This window comes from Aquabacter cavernae (genome assembly GCF_003993795.1).
Taxonomy (GTDB): domain Bacteria; phylum Pseudomonadota; class Alphaproteobacteria; order Rhizobiales; family Xanthobacteraceae; genus Aquabacter; species Aquabacter cavernae.
In genome coordinates this window covers 673271-693980 of record NZ_RWKV01000008.1, presented here as the reverse complement: position 1 = coordinate 693980, position 20710 = coordinate 673271, and the positions used below count along the sequence as shown (strand labels likewise).

Genomic DNA, 20710 nt, shown 5'->3' with positions numbered 1-20710 from the left:
GCTGGATCACTCGCCCCCGCCCACGGCGATCTGGAACGACCGCTCGTTGATGTAGACGCCGAACTGCTTGCGCAGCGCGTCCACATACTGGTTGAGCAGATCGCCTTCCATCTGCTCGCCGAGCTGGGCCGCCATCATGGCGTCGGCAGGGCCGGCGGGCGGGACGGTGATCTTGGTGACCTGGAACACGACCCGCTCCGTGGGGGAGGCACCCGCCGTGGCGCCGAAGCCGCCGACCTTCGCGTCGAAGATCTTGTTCAGCGTGTCGGTGGAGAAGTCACCGGCGGCGCGGCCGCGCTGCAGGGCATCGGCGGTCTTCACCTCCAGCCCGGCACCCTTCGCCACGTCCGCCAGAGACTGACCGCCCTGGGCGGCCTCCTGCAGGGCCTTGGCCTTGGCTTCCACCGCTTTCACGGTCTCGTCCTCGGTCCAGCGGGTCTTCACGAGGTCCTTCACCTCCTCGAACGGCCGCTCGCGAGAGGGCGTCACTTCGACGATGTCGTACCAGACATAGCCGCCATTCTGGGGCAGTTGCACCGCGTCGGTCTCGATGCCGGGACGGCCGGAGAAGGCGCCCGCCACCACTTCGCCGCCGCCGGGAATGGCGACGATCTCAGCGCCCGTCTCGTCGCGGCCGGAGCGGTCCACGGCGTCGATGGTCTCAAGATTGAGGCCGAGCTTCTGCGAGAGTTCCGTCAGGGTGGAGCCGGAGGCGCGCTCGTCCTCCACCGCGTCATGCTTGTCGAGAAGCTCCCGACGGGCACGCTCGGTGGCGATTTCCTTGCGCAGCTGCTCCTTCACGTCGTCGAAGGGCTTCTGCTGCGCCGCGTCGATCTTCACCACATGCACCAGCGCCGAGCCGAAGGCGCCCGGAATCGGGCCGCTCGTTCCGTCGAGGGGCAGGGAGAAGGCGGATTCCGCGATCTTGGGATCGATGAGGTCGGACCGCGTCACGAGGCCGAGATCGATGTCGTTCGGCCCGAGGCCACGCGCCTGCGCGATGTCGAGGAAGGTCGCGCCCGCCTTGATCTTCGCGTCGGCGGCTTCGGCGTCCGCGGCGTTGGAGAACACGATCTGCTGGACCTGACGGCGCTCCGGCGTCCCGAATCGGTTGGGATTGGCGTCATAGGCGGCCTTGAGGTCCGCGTCCGACACCTGGATCCAGGGGGCGAGCGTCGCAGGGGTGAGGGCCAGCACCGCCAGCTTGCGGAACTCAGGCGCGCGGAACGTCACCTTGTGAGCCTCGTAGAACGCCTTGAGCTGTTCTTCGGTGGGCTCGGGCAGGGTGCCGGCGGCCTGGGGCCCCACCAGCACATAGGCAACGTCGCGCTGCTCGCTTTCAAAGCGATGGATGGCGTCCGTCAGGATCGTGGGCGCCGTCACGTCGCCCGCCAGGGATTCGACGATGGCCTGACGCAGAACGCGCTGCTTCTCCATGGTGAGGAAGCGCGCTTCGGTGAGGCCGTTGGAGCGCAGCAGTTGCTCGAAATAAACGGGCTCGAACTCCGTCGCGCCGGGGCGGCGATAGGACGGATTGGCCCGAATCTCGCGCGCGATATCGGCGTCCGACAAGGCAAGGCCGCGACGCTTGATGTCGTCGTCGAGCGCTGCCTCGCCTATCATCTGGTTCAGCACCTGCCGATCGATTCCGAAGGCGCGCGCCTGATCGGGGGTGATCGGCCGGCCGGTGGCGCGGCTGATGCGCTGGACCTGGTCGAGATATTGCTGGCGGAAGGTGGCGACGGGAATTTCCGTATCGCCCACCTGGGCCACCGCACTCGTGCCATAGCCGCGAAAGACGTCGGCGATGCCCCAAATGACGAAGCTGACGGTGAGGAGGATCAGGAAGGCCTTGGCGATGAGGCCCGAGGCGCCTTTGCGGAGTTTCTGGAGTACCATCGTGCTTCTGTCGGAGGAGCGCGGAGAGCCCGGCGCGGAAGGCGCGCATAATAGGGAGGGGGGCGCCATGTCGCAACGGACAGTGACGGCCCAGTTTGCAGCGGGCTCACGGCTCTGCTACGCGGCGGCCTGCCTTAATTTTCCGGAGATGCCGAATGCCCCCGTCACGCCGCCCGCTCATCGCTGGCAATTGGAAGATGAACGGTTTGCGCGCGGCGGGAGAGGAATTGGCAGGGATGATCGCCGGCAGCGGCGCGCTCGCCGAGGCGGCGGATCTGCTCATCTGCCCGCCGGCCACCCTGCTGGCGGCTTTCGCGGCGCAGGCCAACGGATCGGCCATCGCCATGGGCGGCCAGGATTGCCACACGGCGGTGAGCGGCGCCCATACGGGCGACATTTCCGCCGAGATGCTGGCGGATGCTGGCGCCGGATTCGTCATTGTCGGCCATAGCGAGCGGCGCGCCGACCACGGCGAAAGCGACGCGGTGGTGCGCGCCAAGGCCGAGGCGGCCTGGCGGGCGGGCATCGTGGCCATCGTCTGCGTGGGTGAGACGCGCGCCCAGCGGGAAGCGGGGGAAGCCCTGTCGGTGGTCTCCGCACAGGTGCGCAATTCCGTGCCGGACGGCGCCACGGGCGAAACCCTCGTGGTTGCCTATGAGCCGGTCTGGGCGATCGGCACCGGCCTTGTCCCCACAATTGCCGATGTGGAGGCCATGCACGCGCAGATTCGCGCCGTGCTCGCCGAACGGTTCGGGGCGGCGGCGTCCGCCATGCGGATTCTCTATGGCGGCTCGGTGAAGCCGGACAATGCGGCCGAGCTTCTGGGCGTCGCGAATGTGGACGGGGCGCTTGTGGGCGGCGCGAGCCTGAAGGCCGCCGACTTCCTGGCCATCGCCGGCGCCATCCGCTGACAAAAGACGGGGCGCTGCCGTTTCCGGCGCGCCCCGTCTTTGCTTGATTGAGAGCCTGACCGACATTCAGGCTGATGGATAAATTCGAACGTCTTGCGGTCCGCCATGCCCGGGACAACCCCCGGCATGGCGATGGCCCTTATGAGAGCCCTCCGGACCGCTTGAATGTCGATTCGACCTAGAGGCCCGGCGAGAAGTTCGTCGCCTGGATGAGCTGCTTCAGCACGCTCAGCTCTTCGCCCGAGGTGGGCGTCGTCTGCGAGATGAAGTCGAAGACCTTGCCGTCCTGCAGACCGTAATTGGCGATGCGGGTGACGCGGCGGTTCTTGTCGAAATAAACAGCCAGCACCTTCTGCTCGGTGATTTCCGGCTTCAGGAAGGCGACCTTCGTCTGAGTCTGGGAGATATAATAGAAGACATCGCCGCTCACGGTGGCAACGGTGGAGGGGGTGCCGAGCACCAGCAGGACCTGCTCCTGGCTCGATCCCACGGGCACCTGTTCCAGGGCGCCCTCGCTCAGGACATAACCGCGCTGGTAGGTCCGCACCACGCCGCTCAGGGATGTGCCGGAACCGCCCACCAAATTAATGCCGCCGCCTGAGCCGCATCCTGCCAGTGTGCCCGCCATCAGGAGCGCGCACACGGCCAGGCGGCCGCGTCCGGCCAGGGATCCAAGTTCCGAAGACACCACGCTTCAATCCTCGTATTCGCCGTGCGAAGTCCGGCTCCGCTTGCCAGCGCGCCCTGGGCAGGCTACGCCGCTCATGTTGCGACTTTGAGCCTCCGCGACAGGCGGCCAACCCCAAAAACGCCAAGCTAAGATGTTCAGCCTGTTTCGCCGAAACCAACCACACCCCACCATCGGGCGCCTGTATGGCGCGATCGTGGCACAGGCACGGCTTCCGGCCTTCTATACCGACTTTGGGGTGCCCGATACCATAGAGGGGCGCTTCGAGCTTCTTCTCCTGCATACTTTTCTGGTGTGCCACCGCCTAAAGGGCGAGGTGGGCACCGCCAAGTCAGCCTCGCAAGAGCTATTTGATGCTTTTCTGGACGACATGGATCGCACGTTGCGGGAAATGGGGACCGGAGACCTCACGGTTCCCAAGCGGATGAAGAAGATTGGACAAGCCTTCTACGGACGCACCGCGGCATACGATTCAGCGCTCGAAACCAAGAATGAGGATCTGCCCACCGCGCTCGCCCGAAACGTGCTCGAATGTTCGCCGACGGACCCTGCCGCCCTCCGCCTTGCCGCTTATGCGCGCGCGGCGGCCGACCGCTTGGCCGCGACCGAGGTTTCGGTGCTTTTGAGGGGGGAGGTGGCGTTCCCCAACCCGGCCACATGCGAGACTCCGGACAATGCCTGAGGACACCAGCCCCGCTCTCCCGCCTTATGCGCAGTATATCCGCGTCCTGGACCTGCCGCCCGGCGGGCGCGTCGTCCGCATGGAGCCCGATGCGCGCACCCTGGAGCGCCTCGCGCGCCATGTGGGGGTCGTGGCGCTCCACGCGCTCACCGCCGACCTCACCGTCACTCCCATCGCCGGCGACGGCGCGCGCGTGACCGGCCGGGTCATGGCGGAGGTGCGTCAGGTGTCGGTGGTCTCGCTCCAGGAGTTCGACACCGAGGTTTCCGAGGATGTGGATGTCAAGTTCATGCCTCAGGCCGACCCGGCGCCCGCCGTGCCGGAAGAGGAGTTGGACCCCGAGATCGACCCGCCCGACGCGGTGGTGGATGGGGCCATCGATCTTGGCGCGCTGGTGACGGAATTCCTCGCCCTTGGCATCGATCCCTATCCGCGCCGGCCGGGGGAGCTTTTCGAGCCTGCGAACGAGGACGAATCGGGTGCCTCGCCCTTCGCGGCTCTCGCGCCGCTTAAGGATAAAGGCTGATCCGCCAGGGTGGAGTTGCGGCCAGCCTGCGAGACGCTATTGTCCCGGCGCGCGCCGCACGGCCGCTCGACGCCGAAGAAACCGGAACCTCTGCCGAAATGAGCGTACCCGTCCGCATATCCATCGACGCCATGGGCGGCGACCATGGGCCAGAGGTCGTGCTCAAGGGCGTCGCCATTTCCCAGGCGCGGCATCCGGACACCGAATTCGTCCTGTTCGGCGACGAGTCCCGGCTCAAGGCGGTTCTGGTCTCCTATCCCGCGCTCGCGGCGGTCTCGCGCATCGTCCACACGGATGTGGTGGTGGGCATGGACGACAAGCCCAGCCAGGCCCTGCGGGCGGGGCGCTACAAATCCAGCATGTGGCGCTGCATCGATGCCGTGAAGCAGCATCAGGCCGACGCGGCGGTCTCGGCGGGCAATACCGGCGCGCTCATGGCCATGGCGAAGGTCAATCTGCGGACCATGCCGGGAATCGGCCGCCCAGCCATCGCGGCCATCTGGCCCACCCTGAAGGGCGAGAGCATCGTGCTGGACATGGGCGCCTCCATCGGCGCCACGGCACAGAGCCTCGTGGAAATGGCCATCATGGGTGCGGCCATGGCCCGCACCATCTTCGACATTCCCCAGCCGTCCGTGGGCCTGCTGAATGTGGGCGTCGAGGAAATCAAGGGCGTGGAGGAAGTGAAGGAAGCGGGGCGTCTCCTGAAGGAGGACACCCATTCCGACATGCGTTATCACGGCTTCGTCGAGGGCAACGATATCGGTGCCGGCACCGTGGACGTGGTGGTGGTGGAAGGCTTCTCCGGCAATATCGCGCTGAAGACCGCCGAAGGGACCGCCAAGCAGATCGCTACCTATCTGCGCGCCGCCATGGGTCGCACCTGGCGGGCGCGCCTGGGCTATCTGCTGGCGCGCGACGCCTTCCAGATGCTGCGCGAGAAAATGGACCCGCGCCGGTCGAACGGCGGCGTGTTCCTGGGATTGAACGGCGTGGTCATCAAGAGTCACGGGGGGGCCGATGCGGAAGGCTTCGCTGCGGCCGTGGATCTGGGCTACGACATGGTGCGTCATCAATTGCTGACGCGGATCGAAAAGAGCCTCCTCAGCCGGCCGGCCGCCAGGGCCGCTTCCGGGCCGGCGGAGGCCGCTGTGGCGGAAGGACAATCGTGAGCGTCATCAGGTCGGTGGTCCGGGGGGTCGGTTCGTATCTGCCCGCGACGCTTGTCACCAATGCGGATCTCGCGTCCCGGGTGGATACGTCGGACGAGTGGATCGTCCAGCGCACCGGAATCCGCGAGCGCCATATCGCCGCAGAGGGCGAGATGACATCGGACCTCGGGCGGGAGGCGGCGCTGCGCGCGCTCGCCGATGCCGGCCTCGAACCGGGCGACATCGACCTCATCGTGCTCGCCACGTCCACGCCTGACCAGACCTTTCCGGCGACGGCTGCAACCATCCAGGCGCAGCTCGGCATCACCCAGGGCGCGGCGTTCGACCTACAGGCGGTGTGCTCGGGGTTCGTCTTCGCCCTCTCCACCGCGGACGCGCATCTGCGCACGGGCATGTTCAAGCGGGCCCTCGTGATCGGCGCCGAGACCTTCTCGCGCATCCTGGACTGGACCGACCGCGGCACCTGCGTGCTGTTCGGCGACGGGGCAGGGGCCGTGGTGCTGGAGGCGGTTGCCGTGGATGCCGCCGGCGGGCGCGGCGTGCTCACCAGCCATTTGCGCACCGATGGACGCCATCGGTCCAAGCTGTTCGTGGATGGAGGCCCGTCCTCCACCCAGACGGTCGGCCATCTACGGATGGAGGGACGCGAGGTGTTCCGCCACGCGGTGGGCATGATCACGGACGTGATCGAGGACGCTTTTGCGGCGAGCGGGGAGAGTGCGGAAACCATCGATTGGTTCGTGCCGCACCAAGCCAACCGGCGCATTATCGATGCCAGCGCGCAAAAGTTGCAAATTGCGCCTGGGAAAGTGGTGACAACCGTCGATAGGCACGGTAACACCTCCGCCGCCTCCATCCCTCTCGCGCTCGACGTGGCGCGCAAGGACGGCCGGATCAAGGACGACGACCTGGTCCTGCTGGAGGCGATGGGGGGCGGATTCACGTGGGCGTCTGCACTTGTCAGGTGGTAATAACCCATTAACCACATTGACCAGTCTCGTCTGACGTGGGTACGTTCCATCGTTGAAGTCGTTCTCTCGTGGGGCCGGGGAGACACATGGCTGGGAAGACCGTCACGCGAGCGGATTTGTGCGAAGCCGTCTACCAGCAGGTGGGGCTTTCCCGGACCGAGTCAGCGCAGCTTGTCGAAGCCGTTTTAAGTGAGATCGCCGATTGCCTCGCCAGTGGCGAGACCGTGAAGCTGTCTTCCTTCGGCTCGTTCGTTGTGCGCGAGAAAGGCCAGCGGGTCGGGCGCAATCCCAAGACCGGCGAAGAGGTGCCCATCGCACCGCGCCGGGTCATGGTGTTCAAGCCGTCCAGCATCTTGAAGAATCGCATAAACGGGCGCACAGGTGGAGAAGGCGACGACGACTGAGGCGTCGTCCGCATCCTTATCCACCAAGCCGTGCGCCCTGACCGGGGTCGCATCGCTTTTGCGGCGCTCCGGCGCCCGCTGACCTGATCGGGGCGGTCTTCACGTGGCAGACAGGCTTTCGGACAAGTCGCCCGACGCCTTCCGCACCATCAGCGAGGTGGCGGATCATCTCGACCTTCCCCAGCATGTCCTGCGGTTCTGGGAAACGAAGTTCCCCGAGATCCGTCCCGTCAAGCGGGCCGGCGGCCGGCGCTTCTATCGGCCGGAGGATGTGGATCTCCTGCGGGCCATCCGCCATCTGCTCTACACCGAAGGCTACACCATCAAGGGTGTCCAGAAGGTCCTGAAGGACCAGGGCACGCGCACCATCCAGGCCATGGGTGGGGACCTCCTGGAAGGCCGCCCCCTGGAAGACCTCCGCCAGCCGGCGCCGAAGCCCGCGCCGGCCCCGAAAAGCCCGGCGCCTGCCGCGCAGGCGGGTGAAGGCGGGGCGCGGGGCCTGCTGGGCGGCCTCCTGCCGCGCCGTCGCGAGCGGAGCAAGCCGGACGCGGATTTCGTGACGGACATGGAGCCGCTCTTCCCCCCCGTTCCGCAGGCGTCCGACACGACCTATGGCACCGTTCGCGAGGAGCGCGCATGGCCGCGCCTCGATGCCGGGCCGGCGCGGCCGCCGGCCCGTGATGCCCGCGCGGATCCGGATGGCGGATATGAGCGCGACGACGACGCGCCCGCGCCGCGTGCCCGGCCGCCGCGTTATGCTCCGCCTGCCCAAGTGGCGCCTGAAGAGCCCGGCCTCCCCTTTGATGACATGGAGCCGGAATTCGAGGCGCCGCGCGCCCCGCCGGTCGATCACGGATTCCCCTCCCGCGCGCAGACGCCTCATTTGCAGGCGTCTCGGGACCACGCACCGAGAGAGCAGGCTCCCCGCGTCCCCACTCCGTTCGTGGCGATGGAGGACGAGGAGGAGGATTGGTTCGAGCCGGGTGTGCCGTCCGAGGCTCCCCCTCCGGTGCAGGCGCGTGCGCCCGAAGTCGCCGCCGTGCGGCCGGCGCCTCTTCGGCGGCCGACCCGTGGCCCCGCTTCCCGGATTCCGGATCCGGTGATGCAGCCGGAGCTTGAGGACCCGCTCCTGCCCTTCTTCGATGAAGAGATGCGGGAGAGCGATGACGATGTCATTTCCGAGCCGCTGGATGCGCGCATCCGCCGCCTGAAAGAGCATACGCCGCGCGAGGAGGAGCCGGTTCTGCGCCGCCGCGTGGGTCCGCTCACCGCGCCGCTGGAGGATGTGGGGCCGGCGGAGTTCGAGGAAGACGGCTGGGGCGAGAGCGTCGGCGCGCCCGCCTATGCGCCGCCTGAGCCGCGTCGCCAGGGGCCGCCGGAGCAATATCTTCCCCCGCACCTGCGCTCCGAGCCGCGCATGACCGCCGCGCCGGCCCATCCGCCGCAGCCGGTCCTGTCGCGGGACGACATGCACCGTCTCCAGGCAACGCTCTATGAGCTGGGGGAATGCCGTCGCCTGCTCACCTCTGCCATGGAGCAGGGATAGGGACGCGCGCGATCCCGCGACAGGCCGTCAGCCCGTCGCGGGTCGTGTTTTCCTGAGAGCCGGATGTGTCGAGACGGCCTCGCTCCACGATCCCGTCGCAACTCTGAAACGCCCTGGGGCGGATCGACAGTCCGAAACATGGACGGGTTCAAGCCTTCAAGGCGCGTCATGCCCGGTCGTATCCGCGGCATCCGTGCTTCCACATCGAGCGGACATATGGCGGAACCGCGTGGATGGCCGGGACCAGCCCGGCCATGACGCTACAGTCTTGGACACACACGCCCGACCGCCTGAATATCGATCGGCCTAACGGCGCTTGTCAGGGCGTCGGCTGGGTCTGCTGATCCTGGGTCGGGGCCTGGGCGCCGGGCGAGGGGACGACCGTCCATCCGTTATTGGTCGCCGAGGCGCTTCCGGCCGGGGAATCAGGCGTGGCCTGCGCCAGCGAGGCGACGCGGGTGCGGCCCTTGGCGGCTTCCGCGGTCTTGGTCTCGGTTCCCTTAGCCTCAGTCACCTTGGCATCAGTCGCCTTGGCGGGCTCCACAGTGGCCGTCTCGGTTGTCACGGGCGCATCCGTACCCAGCACCGTCAGCTTCACCTGGGTCAGGCCACGGCCGGTAAAGCCCAGCTCGTTCGCCGCACCCCGTGACACATCGATGATTCGGCTGCGGATGAACGGGCCGCGATCATTGATTCGCACCACCACCGAACGGCCGTTCCCGAGGTTCGTGACCTTGACCTTGGTGTTGAAGGGCAGGGAACGGTGGGCGGCCGTCATGGCGTTCGCATTGAAACGCTCACCACTCGCGGTTCCCCGTCCCTGCCAATAATAGGATGCGGTTCCCGTCTGGCCGGTATCGGCGAGAGCCGGATAAGCCGCGCCTGTAAAAGTGAGTGCGAGCGTTGCCAACGCGATCCGCGTGCCAACCACCATGCCAAGACCTCCAGATTGTTGATGGAAGTCTGCTGAATGCCCAGGCAATAAGGCGACAATGTCACGGGCTATAGGCTAAAAGATGGCGCGCTAACTCTGCAGTGCCAAGATATACCCGAAATGATTGATATTTCAAACCTAATCCCATCCCCTAATGTCATGGGATGTTACGTTCCTACCGCTGGATTGGCAGCGTTTCATTTAATTATACGATTACATTACGCTCGAACATGAATACATGGATGTTCTGCATTCCCGCGCAGAGGGAAGAAGGCGGGTGTCGTGGAAGAAGAAGAATCGAATGCCCTCCACTTTTGAGATGTATGCTCGCGGTGGGTGTTCGGACTGATTTTGGCGCGCATGACGTGTCAAAAGCGCCGCTCGACCGTTAAGGAATTTTCCGCTGCGGCGAACCGCCCCGGATCATGCCGCCGAGGGAGGTTTTGCATTTTTCCGAAAATCCGCACTTTTCCCAAGAGAAGCTGTGCGTGGCGCGGGGAGGGACTTGTGAAGGGGGGCAGCATGGTCTAAACGTCCGCCCCTCGTCGGAGCGTAGCGCAGCCCGGTTAGCGCACTAGTCTGGGGGACTAGGGGTCGGAGGTTCAAATCCTCTCGCTCCGACCATTTCTTTCCTGCCGTACCGGGGCGGGGCTTTCCTCATCTTCATTGGACGGCACATTCTGCTCCGGCAGAAGGCGTTCAAGTTCCGCCATCCGCTCCACCAGCGCATCGGTGTCCTCAAGGCTCGCGAGGTTTGCGCGCAGGCCGGCATTGGCGGGGGCGCCCCAGGCGCACAGAACCAGATGTCCGTGCGGCGCGTGGCGTCGGATCCGCCGCGCCGAATAGCGCAGCAGGGCGAACGAGCGCATTTCCAGCGACGACAGCAGCACGACCGGCGCCGGACCCTCCGGCGGGATCGTTTGCGTGCCGAACGATTCGGCGCTTCCCACCTGCGCGTCCACGCCATGGCGCGCCAGGAGATGCCGGACGAGGCCCGCCGCCGCCAGATCCAGAGGCGAGCGCACGGCGAGGCACAGGACGGGCGCTCCGCTCGGCCATCCCTTCGCCAGGCTGCCGCGTGTCGCGGGGGGCGAGGCGTCCGGCACGCGCCCGGCAGCCTCCAGCGCCGCTTCCGCCTCCGGATCGTCCGTCCGCCCGCCGCTCGGATCGTCGGACAGGGCGAGATTATCCAGCATCTCGCGGACGCTCTCCTCAATCCGCTGCATGCGCGCATGATCGATGGCGCCGCGGGCCGCATCCCGTTGGGCGAGGCGCAAGCCGGGCAGGGCGACCTCGTCCAGATAGTCGGCGAGGCTGCCTTCCTTCAGGAATTCCTCGGCCTTGGTGGTCGCCTCCACCGGGTCGCCCGCCAGCATGCGCTGGTAGAACAGCTCCGCCGCCGTGAGGGGAGGGCGGTCGCCCAGCATGATGTCCAGGAAGTCCAACTGCTCCACATGGCGGCCGAGCACCACGAGGCACAAGGTGAGGGGGGTGGAGAGCACAAGGCCGATGGGCCCCCAGAGCCAGGTCCAGAACGTGGCGGATGCCACCACGGCGACCGGGGACAAGCCCGTGCTCCGGCCATAGACCAGCGGCTCGATGATGTGGCCCACCAGCGGCTCCACCACGGCGAACAGAAGCGCCGTGGCGATGACGATGCTCCAGCCGGGATCCACCGCCATGGCAAGCACCAGCGGCAGGACGGCCGCGATGATGGCGCCCACATAGGGCACGAAGCGAAGCACCGCCGCCAATAGCCCCCACAAGGCCGGACTGGGGACGCCGATCAGCCAGAGCCCCACGCCGATCACGGCACCGAAGGCGGCATTCAGCATCACCTGGGTGAGGAAGAAGCGCGAGAGCCGCGCCGCCGCATCGTCGAGCGCGGCGGTGGTTCGCTGGATGTCGTGCGCGCCCGCGAGACGGATCAGGCGGTTTCGCAGGTCCTCCCGCTGGAGCAGGATGAAGATGGTGAAGATGAAGATGATGCCGATGGTGGCGAGCGGGTGGAGCAGGGGCTCGGCCACGGTCTGCACCATGCCGAGGGTTCCCGGCGCCCGCTCGTGGATTTCCACGGGCAATGGCGCGCCTTCCGGACGGATCGGCGACCGCTCCTCGAATTCGTGGCCGAGATCTTCGAGCATCGCCGACAGGCGGTCCCAGGTGCCCGCTCCTTCGGTGGCGCCCTTCAGCGTGCGCACCTTCTCGCGGATGGTCTGCTGGTAGCGCGGCAGCTCGCTGGCAAGATCCGCCACCTGGAGGGCGACGACGGCGGTGAGGGACAGGATGCCGGACAGGGCCACCAGGACCACCGCCACCACGGCCAGGGTCCGGGGCACCCGCACCTTGCGCAGCAGAATGATGACCGGGAACAGGACGAAGCTGAGCAGGACCGCGAGCGCGATGGGAACGAACACGTCCCGCGCCACGGACAGCATGGCGACGATGGCCATGAAGCCCAGCAAGGCCGCGACCGTTTCCACGGAGGATCTGCGCGGCGGGCGCATGTCCTCGCGCTGAGGCTCGAAGCCGGAGGTGCGGGCGGGCGGGAGGATCTCCATGTCCGTCACGCTCCGCGCATCCCTGGCCGCTTCCGTGTCCCCCATCGCGTTTCCATATGCCGACCCTGCCGCTTGCCGCTCCGCTCAATGGCTGAGCTTGCGGACAACGCGGGCCGGGGGAGTTGGTTGCGCACAAATCGCCGTGGGGCCTTTATGCTGGTCGATGGCGGCGCTAATCAGTTTCGGCCGCAGCAGGAGCGCCCTGGCGCTTCGCACCCGACCGGAAGGTCAGGTCGGGTACAGTCCAGGCACGGTTCGGAGCGGGTCCATGTCTCTCACTTTCACCATTCTCGGCTGCGGATCGTCCGGCGGTGTGCCGCGCGTGGGCCAGGGATGGGGCGCCTGTGATCCGAATGATCCGCGCAACCGCCGCCGCCGCTGCTCGCTGCTGGTCCAGAAGCGCGGCCCCGGCGGGGTGACGACCGTTCTCGTGGACACCTCGCCGGACCTGCGGGAGCAGCTTCTGGATGCCGGCGTGAGCGACATCGACGCCATTCTCTTCACCCATGCCCATGCGGACCACACCCATGGCATCGACGATGTGCGCCCGCTGGTCATCCATAACCGCCGGCGCATCGACGCCTATATCGACGCGGAGACCTCCGAGGCGCTCCATGCCCGGTTCGGCTATTGCTTCCGCACCCCGCCGGACGGCACCTATCCGCCCATCCTGAACGAGCATCGCTTTCACGAGGGGCGCGCCATCGAGGTGAAGGGGGCAGGGGGCGTCATTTCGGCCCTGCCGTTCCGGCAGCGCCATGGCGAGATCGATTCCTTCGGCTTCCGGTTCGGTGGCGTGGCCTATTCCAGCGACGTGAATGCCTTTCCGCAGAACAGCCTGGATGATCTCCATGGGCTGGATGTCTGGATTCTCGACGCGCTGCGCGACATTCCCCATCCCACCCATTTCACCGTCGAGGAGGCCCTGGAGCATATCGCCCTGATGCGGCCGCGCCGGGCGATCCTCACCAATCTGCACACGGATCTGGACTACACCGCCCTCGCCGCGCGCCTGCCGGACGGGGTCACGCCCGCCTATGACATGCTGGCGTTCGAGGTGGAGGCGGCCGAGCCGGTCCTGTCGGGCGCCTGAGATCGGCGCTCTGCTCACGCATCAAAAAGAACGAATATCAGGGGAGGGGTCATGCGCCAGGGATGGAGATGGTATGGGCCGGATGATCCGGTGAGCCTGGACGATGTGCGCCAGGCGGGCGCCAGCGACGTGGTCACGGCGCTGCACCACATTCCCATCGGCACGGCCTGGACCGAGGCGGAGGTTGCCCGCCGCAAATGGGAGGTGGAGGAGGCCGCGCCGCAGCGCAGCCGCCTCGCCTGGAGCGTGGTCGAATCCATTCCCATCCCCGACGATGTGAAGCGCATGGGCGCGGGGGCGAAGGCATCCATCGAAACCTGGATCGCCAGCATGGAGGCGGTGGCCCGCTGCGGTATCCGGGTCATCTGCTACAATTTCATGCCGGTGATCGACTGGGCGCGCACCGATCTGGAATGGGAATTGCCAAACGGCGCCAAGGCTTTGCGCTTCGACCAGGATCGCTATGCGGCGTTCGAGCTGTTCCTGCTCCAGCGCCCCGGCGCGGAGGCGGACTATGACGCCCCGGCGCAGGCGCGTGCCCGCGTCGCCTATGAGGCCATGAGCGAGGCCGACAAGGACGAACTGGTCCGCGTGATCGCGAGCGCGCTTCCCGGGTCCACCACGGAGCCGCTCACCATTGAGGGCTTCCGGGAGAAGCTGCGGGCCTATGAAGGCATGGACGCCGCGCGCCTGAGGCGCAATCTGGTGGAGTTCCTGGAGGCCGTGACGCCCGTGGCGGAAGCGCTGGGCGTGACCCTGACGCTGCACCCGGATGATCCGCCGCGTCCCTTGTTCGGCCTGCCGCGCATCGCCTCCACCGCGCAGGACTATGCGGCGCTGTTCGATGCGGTGCCCTCGCGCGCCAACGGGATGTGCTTCTGCACGGGCTCGCTGGGCGTGCGGCCGCAGAACGACCTGCCGGCCATCGCCCGCCAATTCGCGCCGCGCATCGCCTTCGCCCATTTGCGGGCTACCAAGCGGGCGGCGGACGGGCTGTCCTTCCACGAGGCCGATCATCTGGATGGCGACGTGGACATGATCGCCGTGCTGCGTGTGCTCCTGGCCGAGGATCGGCGGCGGGCGGAGGGCGAGACCATCATCTTCCGGCCCGATCACGGCCACCGCATGCTGGACGACCTTGCGGCGAGCAAGCGCACCAATCCCGGCTACACCGCCATCGGCCGCCTGCGGGGCCTCGCTGAGCTGCGCGGCGCCATCCGGGCGCTGGAGGCCGTGGACGCCTGATCCGGTAGCTCGGAACGTAAGGCTCTAGGATCGCATAGGAAAAAATATTCCATAATATCTCTTATGCGAATCGTGTGTTCAAAGTGAGAGGGCAGCGTCGTAACGCTGCCCTCCGCTGCCCTGGCGCATTTTCCGCTCGGTCGCGGCCCTACTCCGCGGCACGGATGTTGAGCTTGGCCTCCGCGAGTTCCGTCAGCGCCTGGTCTGCCGCCTTCTCCTCGGCCAGCGTCTTTTCGAGCACGCGGGCACAGTCGGCCCGGCCGAGGCGCTTCGCCCAGGCCACCAGCGTGCCGTAGCGGGTCATCTCGTAATGCTCCACGGCCTGCGCAGCGGCCGCCAGCGCGGCGTCCAGCACTTCCTGGTCGGCCACCTCGCTGGAGATCTCCTCCGCCTCGTCGATGATGCCGTCGATGGCCGGGCACGTCACCGTCTTGGCGTCCGCGCCGTGCATGCGGAACACCTCCTCCAGGCGGATGACGTGGGTCTCCGTCTCGGCGAGATGCGTGGTGAAAGCGTTCTTGAGGCTCGGGTGGCTCGCTTTGTCGATCATCTTGGGCAGAGCCTTCAAGATGCGCTTCTCAGCGTAATAGATGTCCCGAAGCGTATGGACGAACAGATCGTCCATGGTTTCGATATCCTTGGAGAAAAGTCCCATGGCGACGCTCCCGTTCGAGTTGTTTCAACGGCTTGCGGGAAATTCGCAGCCTGTTGATCAAACGTCTGGGGCGTCGCTGGGTTCCTTTAGCTAAGGTTAGGAGTAGGGCGGCCCCCTGCTCTATTCGGCGGCCGTGAGCTGGGTTCGCGCGGCATTGGCGGCGGGCCGTCCAACGCTTTCATAGATGAAGCCCAGCTCGGTCATCTGCTCGGGCACATAGATGTTGCGCAGGTCCACCAGCACCGGCTGGCGCATGATCGTCTTCAGCCGCTCGAAATCGAGGGCGCGGAACGCATCCCATTCGGTGATGATGACGAGGCAGTCGGCGCCTTCGGCGATCTCGTAGGGGTTGCTGCCATATTCCACCGTGGCGGGCAGGAGGTGCTTGGCCTCCTCCATCCCTTCGGGGTCATAGGCTTTCACCCGCATGCCCTTATCCAGCAGCGAGTTGACGATGGAGATGGCCGGGCTCTCGCGCATGTCGTCGGTGTTGGGCTTGAAGGTGAGGCCCAGCACGGCGGCGGTCTTCCCCCTCACCTGCCCGTTCAGCACCTGCTCCACCTTGCGCCCGATGGCCAGCTTGCGCACGTCATTGACCGCCACCACCGTCTCGATGATGCGCAGCGGCGCGCCCACCTGCTGGGCGGTGCGGGTCAGCGCCAGCGTGTCCTTCGGGAAGCACGAGCCGCCATAGCCGGGGCCGGCATGCAGGAATTTCGAGCCGATGCGGTTGTCGAGGCCGATGCCGCGCGCCACGTCCTGCACATTGGCACCCACCTGCTCGCACAGGTCCGCCATCTCGTTGATGAAGGTGATCTTCATGGCGAGGAAGGCGTTGCCCGCATATTTGATCAGCTCGGACGTGCGCCGGGCCGTGAACATGAGCGGCAGGTTGTTCAGCGACAGGGGCCGGTAGAGCGCCGTCATGACGGCGCGGGCGCGCTCGTCCTCGGCGCCCACCACCACGCGGTCGGGACGCTTGAAATCCTCGATGGCCGCGCCTTCGCGCAGGAATTCGGGGTTCGAGACCACCGAGATGTCGGCCTCCGGCCGGGCTTCCCGGATGATGCGCTCCACTTCGTCGCCCGTGCCCACCGGCACCGTGGACTTGGTGACCACCACCGTATAGCCGTCCGCCGCCGCCGCGATCTCACGGGCCGCGGCAAACACATAGGACAGGTCCGCATGGCCGTCGCCGCGGCGGGACGGCGTGCCGACCGCGATGAAGACCGCCTCGGCTTCCTTCACCGCCTGCGTCAGGTCGGTATCGAAATCGAGCCGTCCGGCGGCGACATTGCGCGCCACCAGTTCGTCCAGGCCGGGCTCGAAGATGGGGATGCGCCCCTCGCGCAGCATGGCGATCTTGCCGGAATCCTTGTCGATGCAGGTTACGTGATGCCCGAAATCCGCGAAGCAGGCTCCCGAGACCAACCCCACATAGCCCGTACCGATCATCGCAACGCGCATTGTCCAATCCCTTTAAGCGCCCGTCCGTGCGCCGACCTCTTGTCCGTTAGGCGGCAGAATGGCGTGTCCTTATAACAGGAAGACGGCAGGGTCCCCGGAAATGTTGCCGGCGCCGGATTTACAAAAACACATTCATTCATGTGAATTATAATAATTCCCGAGAAATCTTGCAAAGCAGGACATGCGGCGGTAATCACGATCGAGTTCGCGTATCCCAGACCCTGCGCCGAGACCCGCCGCGATGCCGCCTTTCGACGTTCCTCTCCTGCTCGCCGACCTGGAGCACCTCGCCCTCGCGGCCGGGCGGGAAGTGTTGGCGGTGTACGGCACGGATTTCACGGTGGAGCAGAAGGCGGACGCCTCCTCGGTCACGCAAGCCGACACCCGCGCGGAAGCAGTGATCCTCGATGGCCTCGCGCGCCTCGCGCCGGGTGTGCCCGTGGTGGCCGAGGAACAGGTGGCGGCCGGGCATTGCCCGCGCGCGACGCCCCTTTTCTTCCTCGTGGACCCGCTGGACGGGACCCGTGAATTCGTGTCCCGCAATGGCGAGTTCACCGTGAACATCGCCTTGATCGAGGACAGCATCCCGGTTCTGGGCGTGGTCTACGCCCCTGCCCTCGGCATCCTCTATGCCGGCGCGGCGGGCCATGGCGCCCACAAGCGCACGGTGGGCGATGAACTGGGCGCGCCCCAGCGCATCGGCGTGAACACCTGCGATGTCTCCGGCGTCCGCGCCATTGCCAGCCGCTCCCATGCGGACGGGCAGACGGGCGCCTGGCTGGATGCGCGGCCCATCGCCAGCCTCTGCTCGGCCGGCTCCTCGCTGAAGTTCGGCCTGCTCGCGGAAGGCGCGGCGGATGTCTATCCGCGCTTCGGCCGCACCATGGAATGGGACACGGCGGCGGGCGACGCGGTGCTGCGGGCGGCCGGCGGCGGGGTGGTGACCCTTGACGGGGCGCCGTTGCGCTACGGCAAGGACGCGCCGCAGGACGACGCGCCTTATGCCAATCCCTTCTTCATCGCTTTCGGCGACCGGCGGGTGCTGGACCCCGCCCCCGCCCGAGCAGGGTAGATCATGTCTGCGCTTGAAACGTCCCTCACGGCCTCGTCCGGGCTCCCGGCCGACCGGTTGACCCATCTCCAGCGCCTTGAGGCGGAATCCATCTTCATCATGCGGGAAGTGGCGGCCGAGTTCGCCAATCCGGTGATGCTGTATTCCATCGGCAAGGATTCCGCCGTGATGCTGCATCTGGCGGTGAAGGCCTTCTATCCCTCCCCGCCCCCCTTCCCGCTCCTGCACATCGATACCGGCTGGAAGTTCCGCGAGATGATCGCCTTCCGCGACCGCATGGCGCGCGAGCTGGGCTTCCGGCTGCTGGTGCACACCAATGCCGAGGGCGCGGCCCAGAACGTCAATCCGTTCGATCATGGCTCGTCGCTCTACACCACCGTCATGAAGACCGACGCGCTGAAGCAGGCGCTGAGCCTGCACGGCTTCGACGCGGCCTTCGGCGGCGCGCGGCGCGACGAGGAGAAGAGCCGGGCGAAGGAGCGCATCTTCTCCTTCCGCACCGCCAATCACGGCTGGGACCCCAAGAGCCAGCGGCCGGAATTGTGGAACCTGTTCAACGCCCGGGTGAAGCCGGGCGAATCCATCCGGGTGTTCCCGCTCTCCAACTGGACCGAGCTGGATATCTGGCAATACATCCTGGCCGAGCACATCCCCATCGTCCCGCTCTATTTCGCGGCGGAACGCCCGGTGGTGTGGCGCGGCGGGCAGATGATCATGGTGGACGACACACGCCTTCCGCTCGCGCCCGGCGAGGTGCCCGAGCAGCGCAAGGTGCGCTTCCGCACGCTGGGCTGCTATCCGCTGACCGCCGCCATCGACAGCGAGGCGGACACGCTGGAGGCCATCGTGCGGGAGATGCTGGTGGCCCGCACCTCCGAGCGCTCCGGCCGCCTCATCGACCATGACGAGGCCGCCTCCATGGAGAAGAAGAAGCGCGAGGGCTATTTCTGATGAATGCCGCCCTCCCCGCCGACCTGTTCCGGCCCGAAACCAAGAGCCTGCTGCGGTTCCTGACCTGCGGCAGCGTGGATGACGGCAAGTCCACGCTCATCGGCCGCCTGCTCTACGACACCAAGCTTCTGTTCGACGACCAGGTGGCGACGCTCGCCAGCGATTCCCGCAAATATGGGACAGCGGGCGACGATCTCGACTTCGCCTTGCTGGTGGATGGGCTCGCCGCCGAGCGTGAGCAGGGCATCACCATCGACGTGGCCTATCGCTTCTTCGCCACCGAGCGGCGGAAGTTCATCGTCGCCGACACGCCCGGCCACGAGCAATACACCCGCAACATGGCCACCGGGGCCTCCAATTCGGACCTCGCCGTCATTCTGGTGGATGCCCGCCAGGGCATCCTTACCCAGACGCGGCGCCATTCCTTCATCGTCTCGCTGCTGGGCATCCGCCATGTGGTGCTGGCGGTGAACAAGATCGATCTGGTGGATTTCGCGCAGGACGCCTTCGACACCATCGTCGCGGAGTATCGCGCGCTGGTGGCCGGGCTCGGCTTCGAGACCCTGCAGGCGGTGCCCATTTCCGCGCGCCACGGCGACAATGTCATTGCGGGCAGCGATCGCACCCCCTGGTATGAGGGGCCGAGCCTGCTGCGCCATCTGGAAACCATCGACGTGGCGCGGGATGCGGAGCGCCTGCCCTTCCGCCTGCCCGTGCAATGGGTGAACCGCCCGAACCTGGATTTCCGGGGCTTCTCCGGCACCATCGCCAGCGGCGCCGTCGCGCCCGGCGATGCGGTCATCGTGGCGCCCTCCGGCCGCTCCTCGCGGGTGAAGGCCATCGTGACCGCGGACGGCGACCTGCCACGCGCGGTGGCGGGCCAGTCGGTGACGCTGACGCTGACGGACGAGGTGGATGTCTCGCGTGGGGATATCCTCAGCGCCGCCACGGCGCGCCCGGAACTGGCGGACCAGGTGGACGCCCATGTGATCTGGATGGCCGAGACGCCCCTCACGCCGGGCGGCGCCTATCTGATGAAGGTGGGCACGCGGACGGTGGGCACCAGCGTCGCGGCGCTCCACCACAAGATCAACGTCACCACCTATGGCGAGGAACCGGCCCGGACCTTGGCGCTCAACGAGGTCGGATCCGTGCAGTTCAGCCTGCGCGATCCCATCGCCTTCGATCCGTTCGACATCATTCCCGGCACCGGCGCCTTCATCCTCATCGACCGCATGAGCAACCAGACCGTGGGCGCGGGCATGATCCGCAGGGCCCGGCGGCAGGCCAGCAACGTGCACTGGCAGGATCTGCAGGTTTCCAAGACGGCCCGTGCGGCGCTGAACCACCAGAAGCCCGTGGTGCTCTGGTTCACCGGCGTGTCGGGCGCGGGCAAGTCCGCCATCGCCGCTCTGGTGGAAAAGAAGCTGCACGCCGCCTTCCGGCACACCTATGTGCTGGACGGCGACAATGTCCGCCACGGCCTCAACAAGGATCTCGGCTTCACCGACGCCGACCGGGTGGAGAATATCCGCCGCGTGGCGGAGGTGGCGAAGCTGTTCGTGGATGCGGGCCTCATCACCATCGTCTCCTTCATTTCTCCCTTCCGCGCCGAGCGTCGCTTCGCCCGCGACCTGTTGCAGGAAGGGGAATTCGTGGAGATCCATGTGGACACGCCCCTGGCGGTGGCCGAGGCGCGCGACGTGAAGGGCCTCTACAGCAAGGCGCGGGCGGGCCTGATCAAGAACTTCACCGGCATCGACAGCCCCTATGAGCCGCCGGAGGCGCCGGAGCTGCGTCTCGACGGCGCCAATCAGACGGCCGAAGAGCTGGCCGACCGGGTGGTCGCCTATCTCGCCGACAACGGCTATCTGGAAGGGCCGGAGAACCGGGACTGGATCATCTGAGTCCCGTGCTCTCCCTCAATCTGTGA

The 20710-nt window shown here is 66.7% G+C and carries 17 protein-coding genes, 1 tRNA gene and 1 pseudogene; 13 read left to right on the top strand and 6 right to left on the bottom strand.

What is annotated here, in order from left to right; all coding sequences use genetic code 11:
• Window positions 1-6 precede the first annotated feature (6 nt).
• Window positions 7-1899 carry a peptidylprolyl isomerase gene (locus EJJ38_RS07865; protein WP_164738455.1) on the bottom strand — a complete coding sequence of 631 codons (1893 nt, stop codon included), beginning with the start codon at window positions 1897-1899 and terminating at the stop codon, window positions 7-9.
• A gap of 155 nt (window positions 1900-2054) precedes the next feature.
• Here EJJ38_RS07865 and tpiA point away from each other — a divergent pair, with 155 nt between their 5' ends.
• The gene (gene tpiA, locus EJJ38_RS07860; protein ID WP_127089530.1) at window positions 2055-2810 is read left to right on the top strand and encodes a triose-phosphate isomerase; all 756 of its coding nucleotides are present in this window, start codon (window positions 2055-2057) and stop codon (window positions 2808-2810) included.
• 178 nt (window positions 2811-2988) lie between these two features.
• Here tpiA and EJJ38_RS07855 read toward each other — a convergent pair whose 3' ends face one another.
• Complete coding sequence (locus EJJ38_RS07855; RefSeq protein ID WP_127090320.1) at window positions 2989-3438, bottom strand: outer membrane protein assembly factor BamE; 450 nt, start codon at window positions 3436-3438, stop codon at window positions 2989-2991.
• 193 nt (window positions 3439-3631) lie between these two features.
• Here EJJ38_RS07855 and EJJ38_RS07850 point away from each other — a divergent pair, with 193 nt between their 5' ends.
• The 6 genes and pseudogenes from EJJ38_RS07850 to EJJ38_RS20600 all read left to right on the top strand — a co-directional run.
• Window positions 3632-4180, top strand: a complete 549-nt coding sequence (locus EJJ38_RS07850) for a ubiquinol-cytochrome C chaperone family protein (RefSeq protein ID WP_127089529.1) — start codon at window positions 3632-3634, stop codon at window positions 4178-4180.
• Window positions 4173-4706 carry a DUF177 domain-containing protein gene (locus EJJ38_RS07845; RefSeq protein WP_127089528.1) on the top strand — a complete coding sequence of 178 codons (534 nt, stop codon included), beginning with the start codon at window positions 4173-4175 and terminating at the stop codon, window positions 4704-4706. The genes EJJ38_RS07850 and EJJ38_RS07845 overlap by 8 nt, the downstream gene beginning before the upstream one ends.
• Before the next feature lie 98 nt (window positions 4707-4804).
• Window positions 4805-5878 (top strand): phosphate acyltransferase PlsX, encoded by a 1074-nt coding sequence (plsX, locus tag EJJ38_RS07840; protein WP_127089527.1) that lies wholly within the window; start codon window positions 4805-4807, stop codon window positions 5876-5878.
• Complete coding sequence (locus EJJ38_RS07835; RefSeq protein ID WP_127089526.1) at window positions 5875-6849, top strand: beta-ketoacyl-ACP synthase III; 975 nt, start codon at window positions 5875-5877, stop codon at window positions 6847-6849. Before plsX ends, EJJ38_RS07835 begins: the two co-directional genes overlap by 4 nt.
• 86 nt (window positions 6850-6935) lie before the next feature.
• The gene (locus EJJ38_RS07830; protein WP_127089525.1) at window positions 6936-7253 is read left to right on the top strand and encodes an integration host factor subunit alpha; all 318 of its coding nucleotides are present in this window, start codon (window positions 6936-6938) and stop codon (window positions 7251-7253) included.
• 103 nt (window positions 7254-7356) lie between these two features.
• Window positions 7357-7707: pseudogene (locus tag EJJ38_RS20600) on the top strand (MerR family transcriptional regulator); the annotation flags it as partial.
• Window positions 7708-9118: 1411 nt separating this feature from the next.
• Here the strand turns inward: EJJ38_RS20600 and EJJ38_RS07820 are convergent.
• The gene (locus EJJ38_RS07820) at window positions 9119-9733 is read right to left on the bottom strand and encodes a septal ring lytic transglycosylase RlpA family protein (RefSeq protein WP_127089524.1); all 615 of its coding nucleotides are present in this window, start codon (window positions 9731-9733) and stop codon (window positions 9119-9121) included.
• A gap of 546 nt (window positions 9734-10279) precedes the next feature.
• On the opposite strand from EJJ38_RS07820, the gene EJJ38_RS07815 reads away from it, so the two are divergent.
• Window positions 10280-10357: transfer RNA gene (locus EJJ38_RS07815), tRNA-Pro, on the top strand.
• On the opposite strand, the gene EJJ38_RS07810 is transcribed toward EJJ38_RS07815, so the two are convergent.
• Window positions 10336-12339 (bottom strand): AI-2E family transporter, encoded by a 2004-nt coding sequence (locus EJJ38_RS07810; RefSeq protein ID WP_245454150.1) that lies wholly within the window; start codon window positions 12337-12339, stop codon window positions 10336-10338. The two genes, EJJ38_RS07815 and EJJ38_RS07810, sit on opposite strands and share 22 nt — an antisense overlap.
• 223 nt (window positions 12340-12562) lie before the next feature.
• On the opposite strand from EJJ38_RS07810, the gene EJJ38_RS07805 reads away from it, so the two are divergent.
• Together EJJ38_RS07805 and uxuA are read left to right on the top strand one after the other, a co-directional pair.
• The gene (locus tag EJJ38_RS07805) at window positions 12563-13387 is read left to right on the top strand and encodes an MBL fold metallo-hydrolase (RefSeq protein ID WP_127089523.1); all 825 of its coding nucleotides are present in this window, start codon (window positions 12563-12565) and stop codon (window positions 13385-13387) included.
• Window positions 13388-13438: 51 nt separating this feature from the next.
• The gene (uxuA, locus tag EJJ38_RS07800) at window positions 13439-14632 is read left to right on the top strand and encodes a mannonate dehydratase (RefSeq protein WP_127089522.1); all 1194 of its coding nucleotides are present in this window, start codon (window positions 13439-13441) and stop codon (window positions 14630-14632) included.
• Between the two features lie 148 nt (window positions 14633-14780).
• Here the strand turns inward: uxuA and EJJ38_RS07795 are convergent, their stop codons facing one another.
• Together EJJ38_RS07795 and EJJ38_RS07790 are read right to left on the bottom strand one after the other, a co-directional pair.
• Window positions 14781-15287 (bottom strand): YciE/YciF ferroxidase family protein, encoded by a 507-nt coding sequence (locus tag EJJ38_RS07795; RefSeq protein WP_127089521.1) that lies wholly within the window; start codon window positions 15285-15287, stop codon window positions 14781-14783.
• A gap of 120 nt (window positions 15288-15407) precedes the next feature.
• On the bottom strand, window positions 15408-16754 hold the full coding sequence (locus EJJ38_RS07790) for a UDP-glucose dehydrogenase family protein (RefSeq protein ID WP_127089520.1): 1347 nt from the start codon (window positions 16752-16754) through the stop codon (window positions 15408-15410).
• A 265-nt stretch (window positions 16755-17019) separates the two neighbouring features.
• Here EJJ38_RS07790 and cysQ point away from each other — a divergent pair, with 265 nt between their 5' ends.
• The 3 genes from cysQ to cysN are packed head-to-tail and all read left to right on the top strand — an operon-like array spanning window position 17020 to window position 20684.
• Entirely contained in the window at window positions 17020-17826 is an 807-nt protein-coding gene (gene cysQ / locus EJJ38_RS07785) for a 3'(2'),5'-bisphosphate nucleotidase CysQ (RefSeq protein WP_420836881.1), read from the top strand.
• Window positions 17827-17829: 3 nt separating this feature from the next.
• Window positions 17830-18777 carry a sulfate adenylyltransferase subunit CysD gene (gene cysD, locus EJJ38_RS07780; RefSeq protein ID WP_127089518.1) on the top strand — a complete coding sequence of 316 codons (948 nt, stop codon included), beginning with the start codon at window positions 17830-17832 and terminating at the stop codon, window positions 18775-18777.
• Window positions 18777-20684, top strand: coding sequence for a sulfate adenylyltransferase subunit CysN (gene cysN, locus EJJ38_RS07775; RefSeq protein WP_127089517.1), 1908 nt, complete (start codon window positions 18777-18779; stop codon window positions 20682-20684). Before cysD ends, cysN begins: the two co-directional genes overlap by 1 nt.
• The last annotated feature ends 26 nt before the right edge of the window (window positions 20685-20710 follow it).

Bases quoted from the DNA above. Each gene is read 5' to 3' on its own strand.
- EJJ38_RS07805 (WP_127089523.1), top strand. From the start codon at position 12,563: ATGTCTCTCACTTTCACCATTCTCGGCTGCGGATCGTCCGGCGGTGTG.
- EJJ38_RS07865 (WP_164738455.1), bottom strand. From the start codon at position 1,899: ATGGTACTCCAGAAACTCCGCAAAGGCGCCTCGGGCCTCATCGCCAAG.
- EJJ38_RS07850 (WP_127089529.1), top strand. From the start codon at position 3,632: ATGTTCAGCCTGTTTCGCCGAAACCAACCACACCCCACCATCGGGCGC.
- EJJ38_RS07845 (WP_127089528.1), top strand. From the start codon at position 4,173: ATGCCTGAGGACACCAGCCCCGCTCTCCCGCCTTATGCGCAGTATATC.
- EJJ38_RS07790 (WP_127089520.1), bottom strand. From the start codon at position 16,754: ATGCGCGTTGCGATGATCGGTACGGGCTATGTGGGGTTGGTCTCGGGA.
- EJJ38_RS07795 (WP_127089521.1), bottom strand. From the start codon at position 15,287: ATGGGACTTTTCTCCAAGGATATCGAAACCATGGACGATCTGTTCGTC.
- EJJ38_RS07830 (WP_127089525.1), top strand. From the start codon at position 6,936: ATGGCTGGGAAGACCGTCACGCGAGCGGATTTGTGCGAAGCCGTCTAC.
- uxuA (WP_127089522.1), top strand. From the start codon at position 13,439: ATGCGCCAGGGATGGAGATGGTATGGGCCGGATGATCCGGTGAGCCTG.
- cysN (WP_127089517.1), top strand. From the start codon at position 18,777: ATGAATGCCGCCCTCCCCGCCGACCTGTTCCGGCCCGAAACCAAGAGC.
- EJJ38_RS07855 (WP_127090320.1), bottom strand. From the start codon at position 3,438: ATGGCGGGCACACTGGCAGGATGCGGCTCAGGCGGCGGCATTAATTTG.
- EJJ38_RS07810 (WP_245454150.1), bottom strand. From the start codon at position 12,339: ATGGGGGACACGGAAGCGGCCAGGGATGCGCGGAGCGTGACGGACATG.
- cysD (WP_127089518.1), top strand. From the start codon at position 17,830: ATGTCTGCGCTTGAAACGTCCCTCACGGCCTCGTCCGGGCTCCCGGCC.
- plsX (WP_127089527.1), top strand. From the start codon at position 4,805: ATGAGCGTACCCGTCCGCATATCCATCGACGCCATGGGCGGCGACCAT.
- tpiA (WP_127089530.1), top strand. From the start codon at position 2,055: ATGCCCCCGTCACGCCGCCCGCTCATCGCTGGCAATTGGAAGATGAAC.
- EJJ38_RS07820 (WP_127089524.1), bottom strand. From the start codon at position 9,733: ATGGTGGTTGGCACGCGGATCGCGTTGGCAACGCTCGCACTCACTTTT.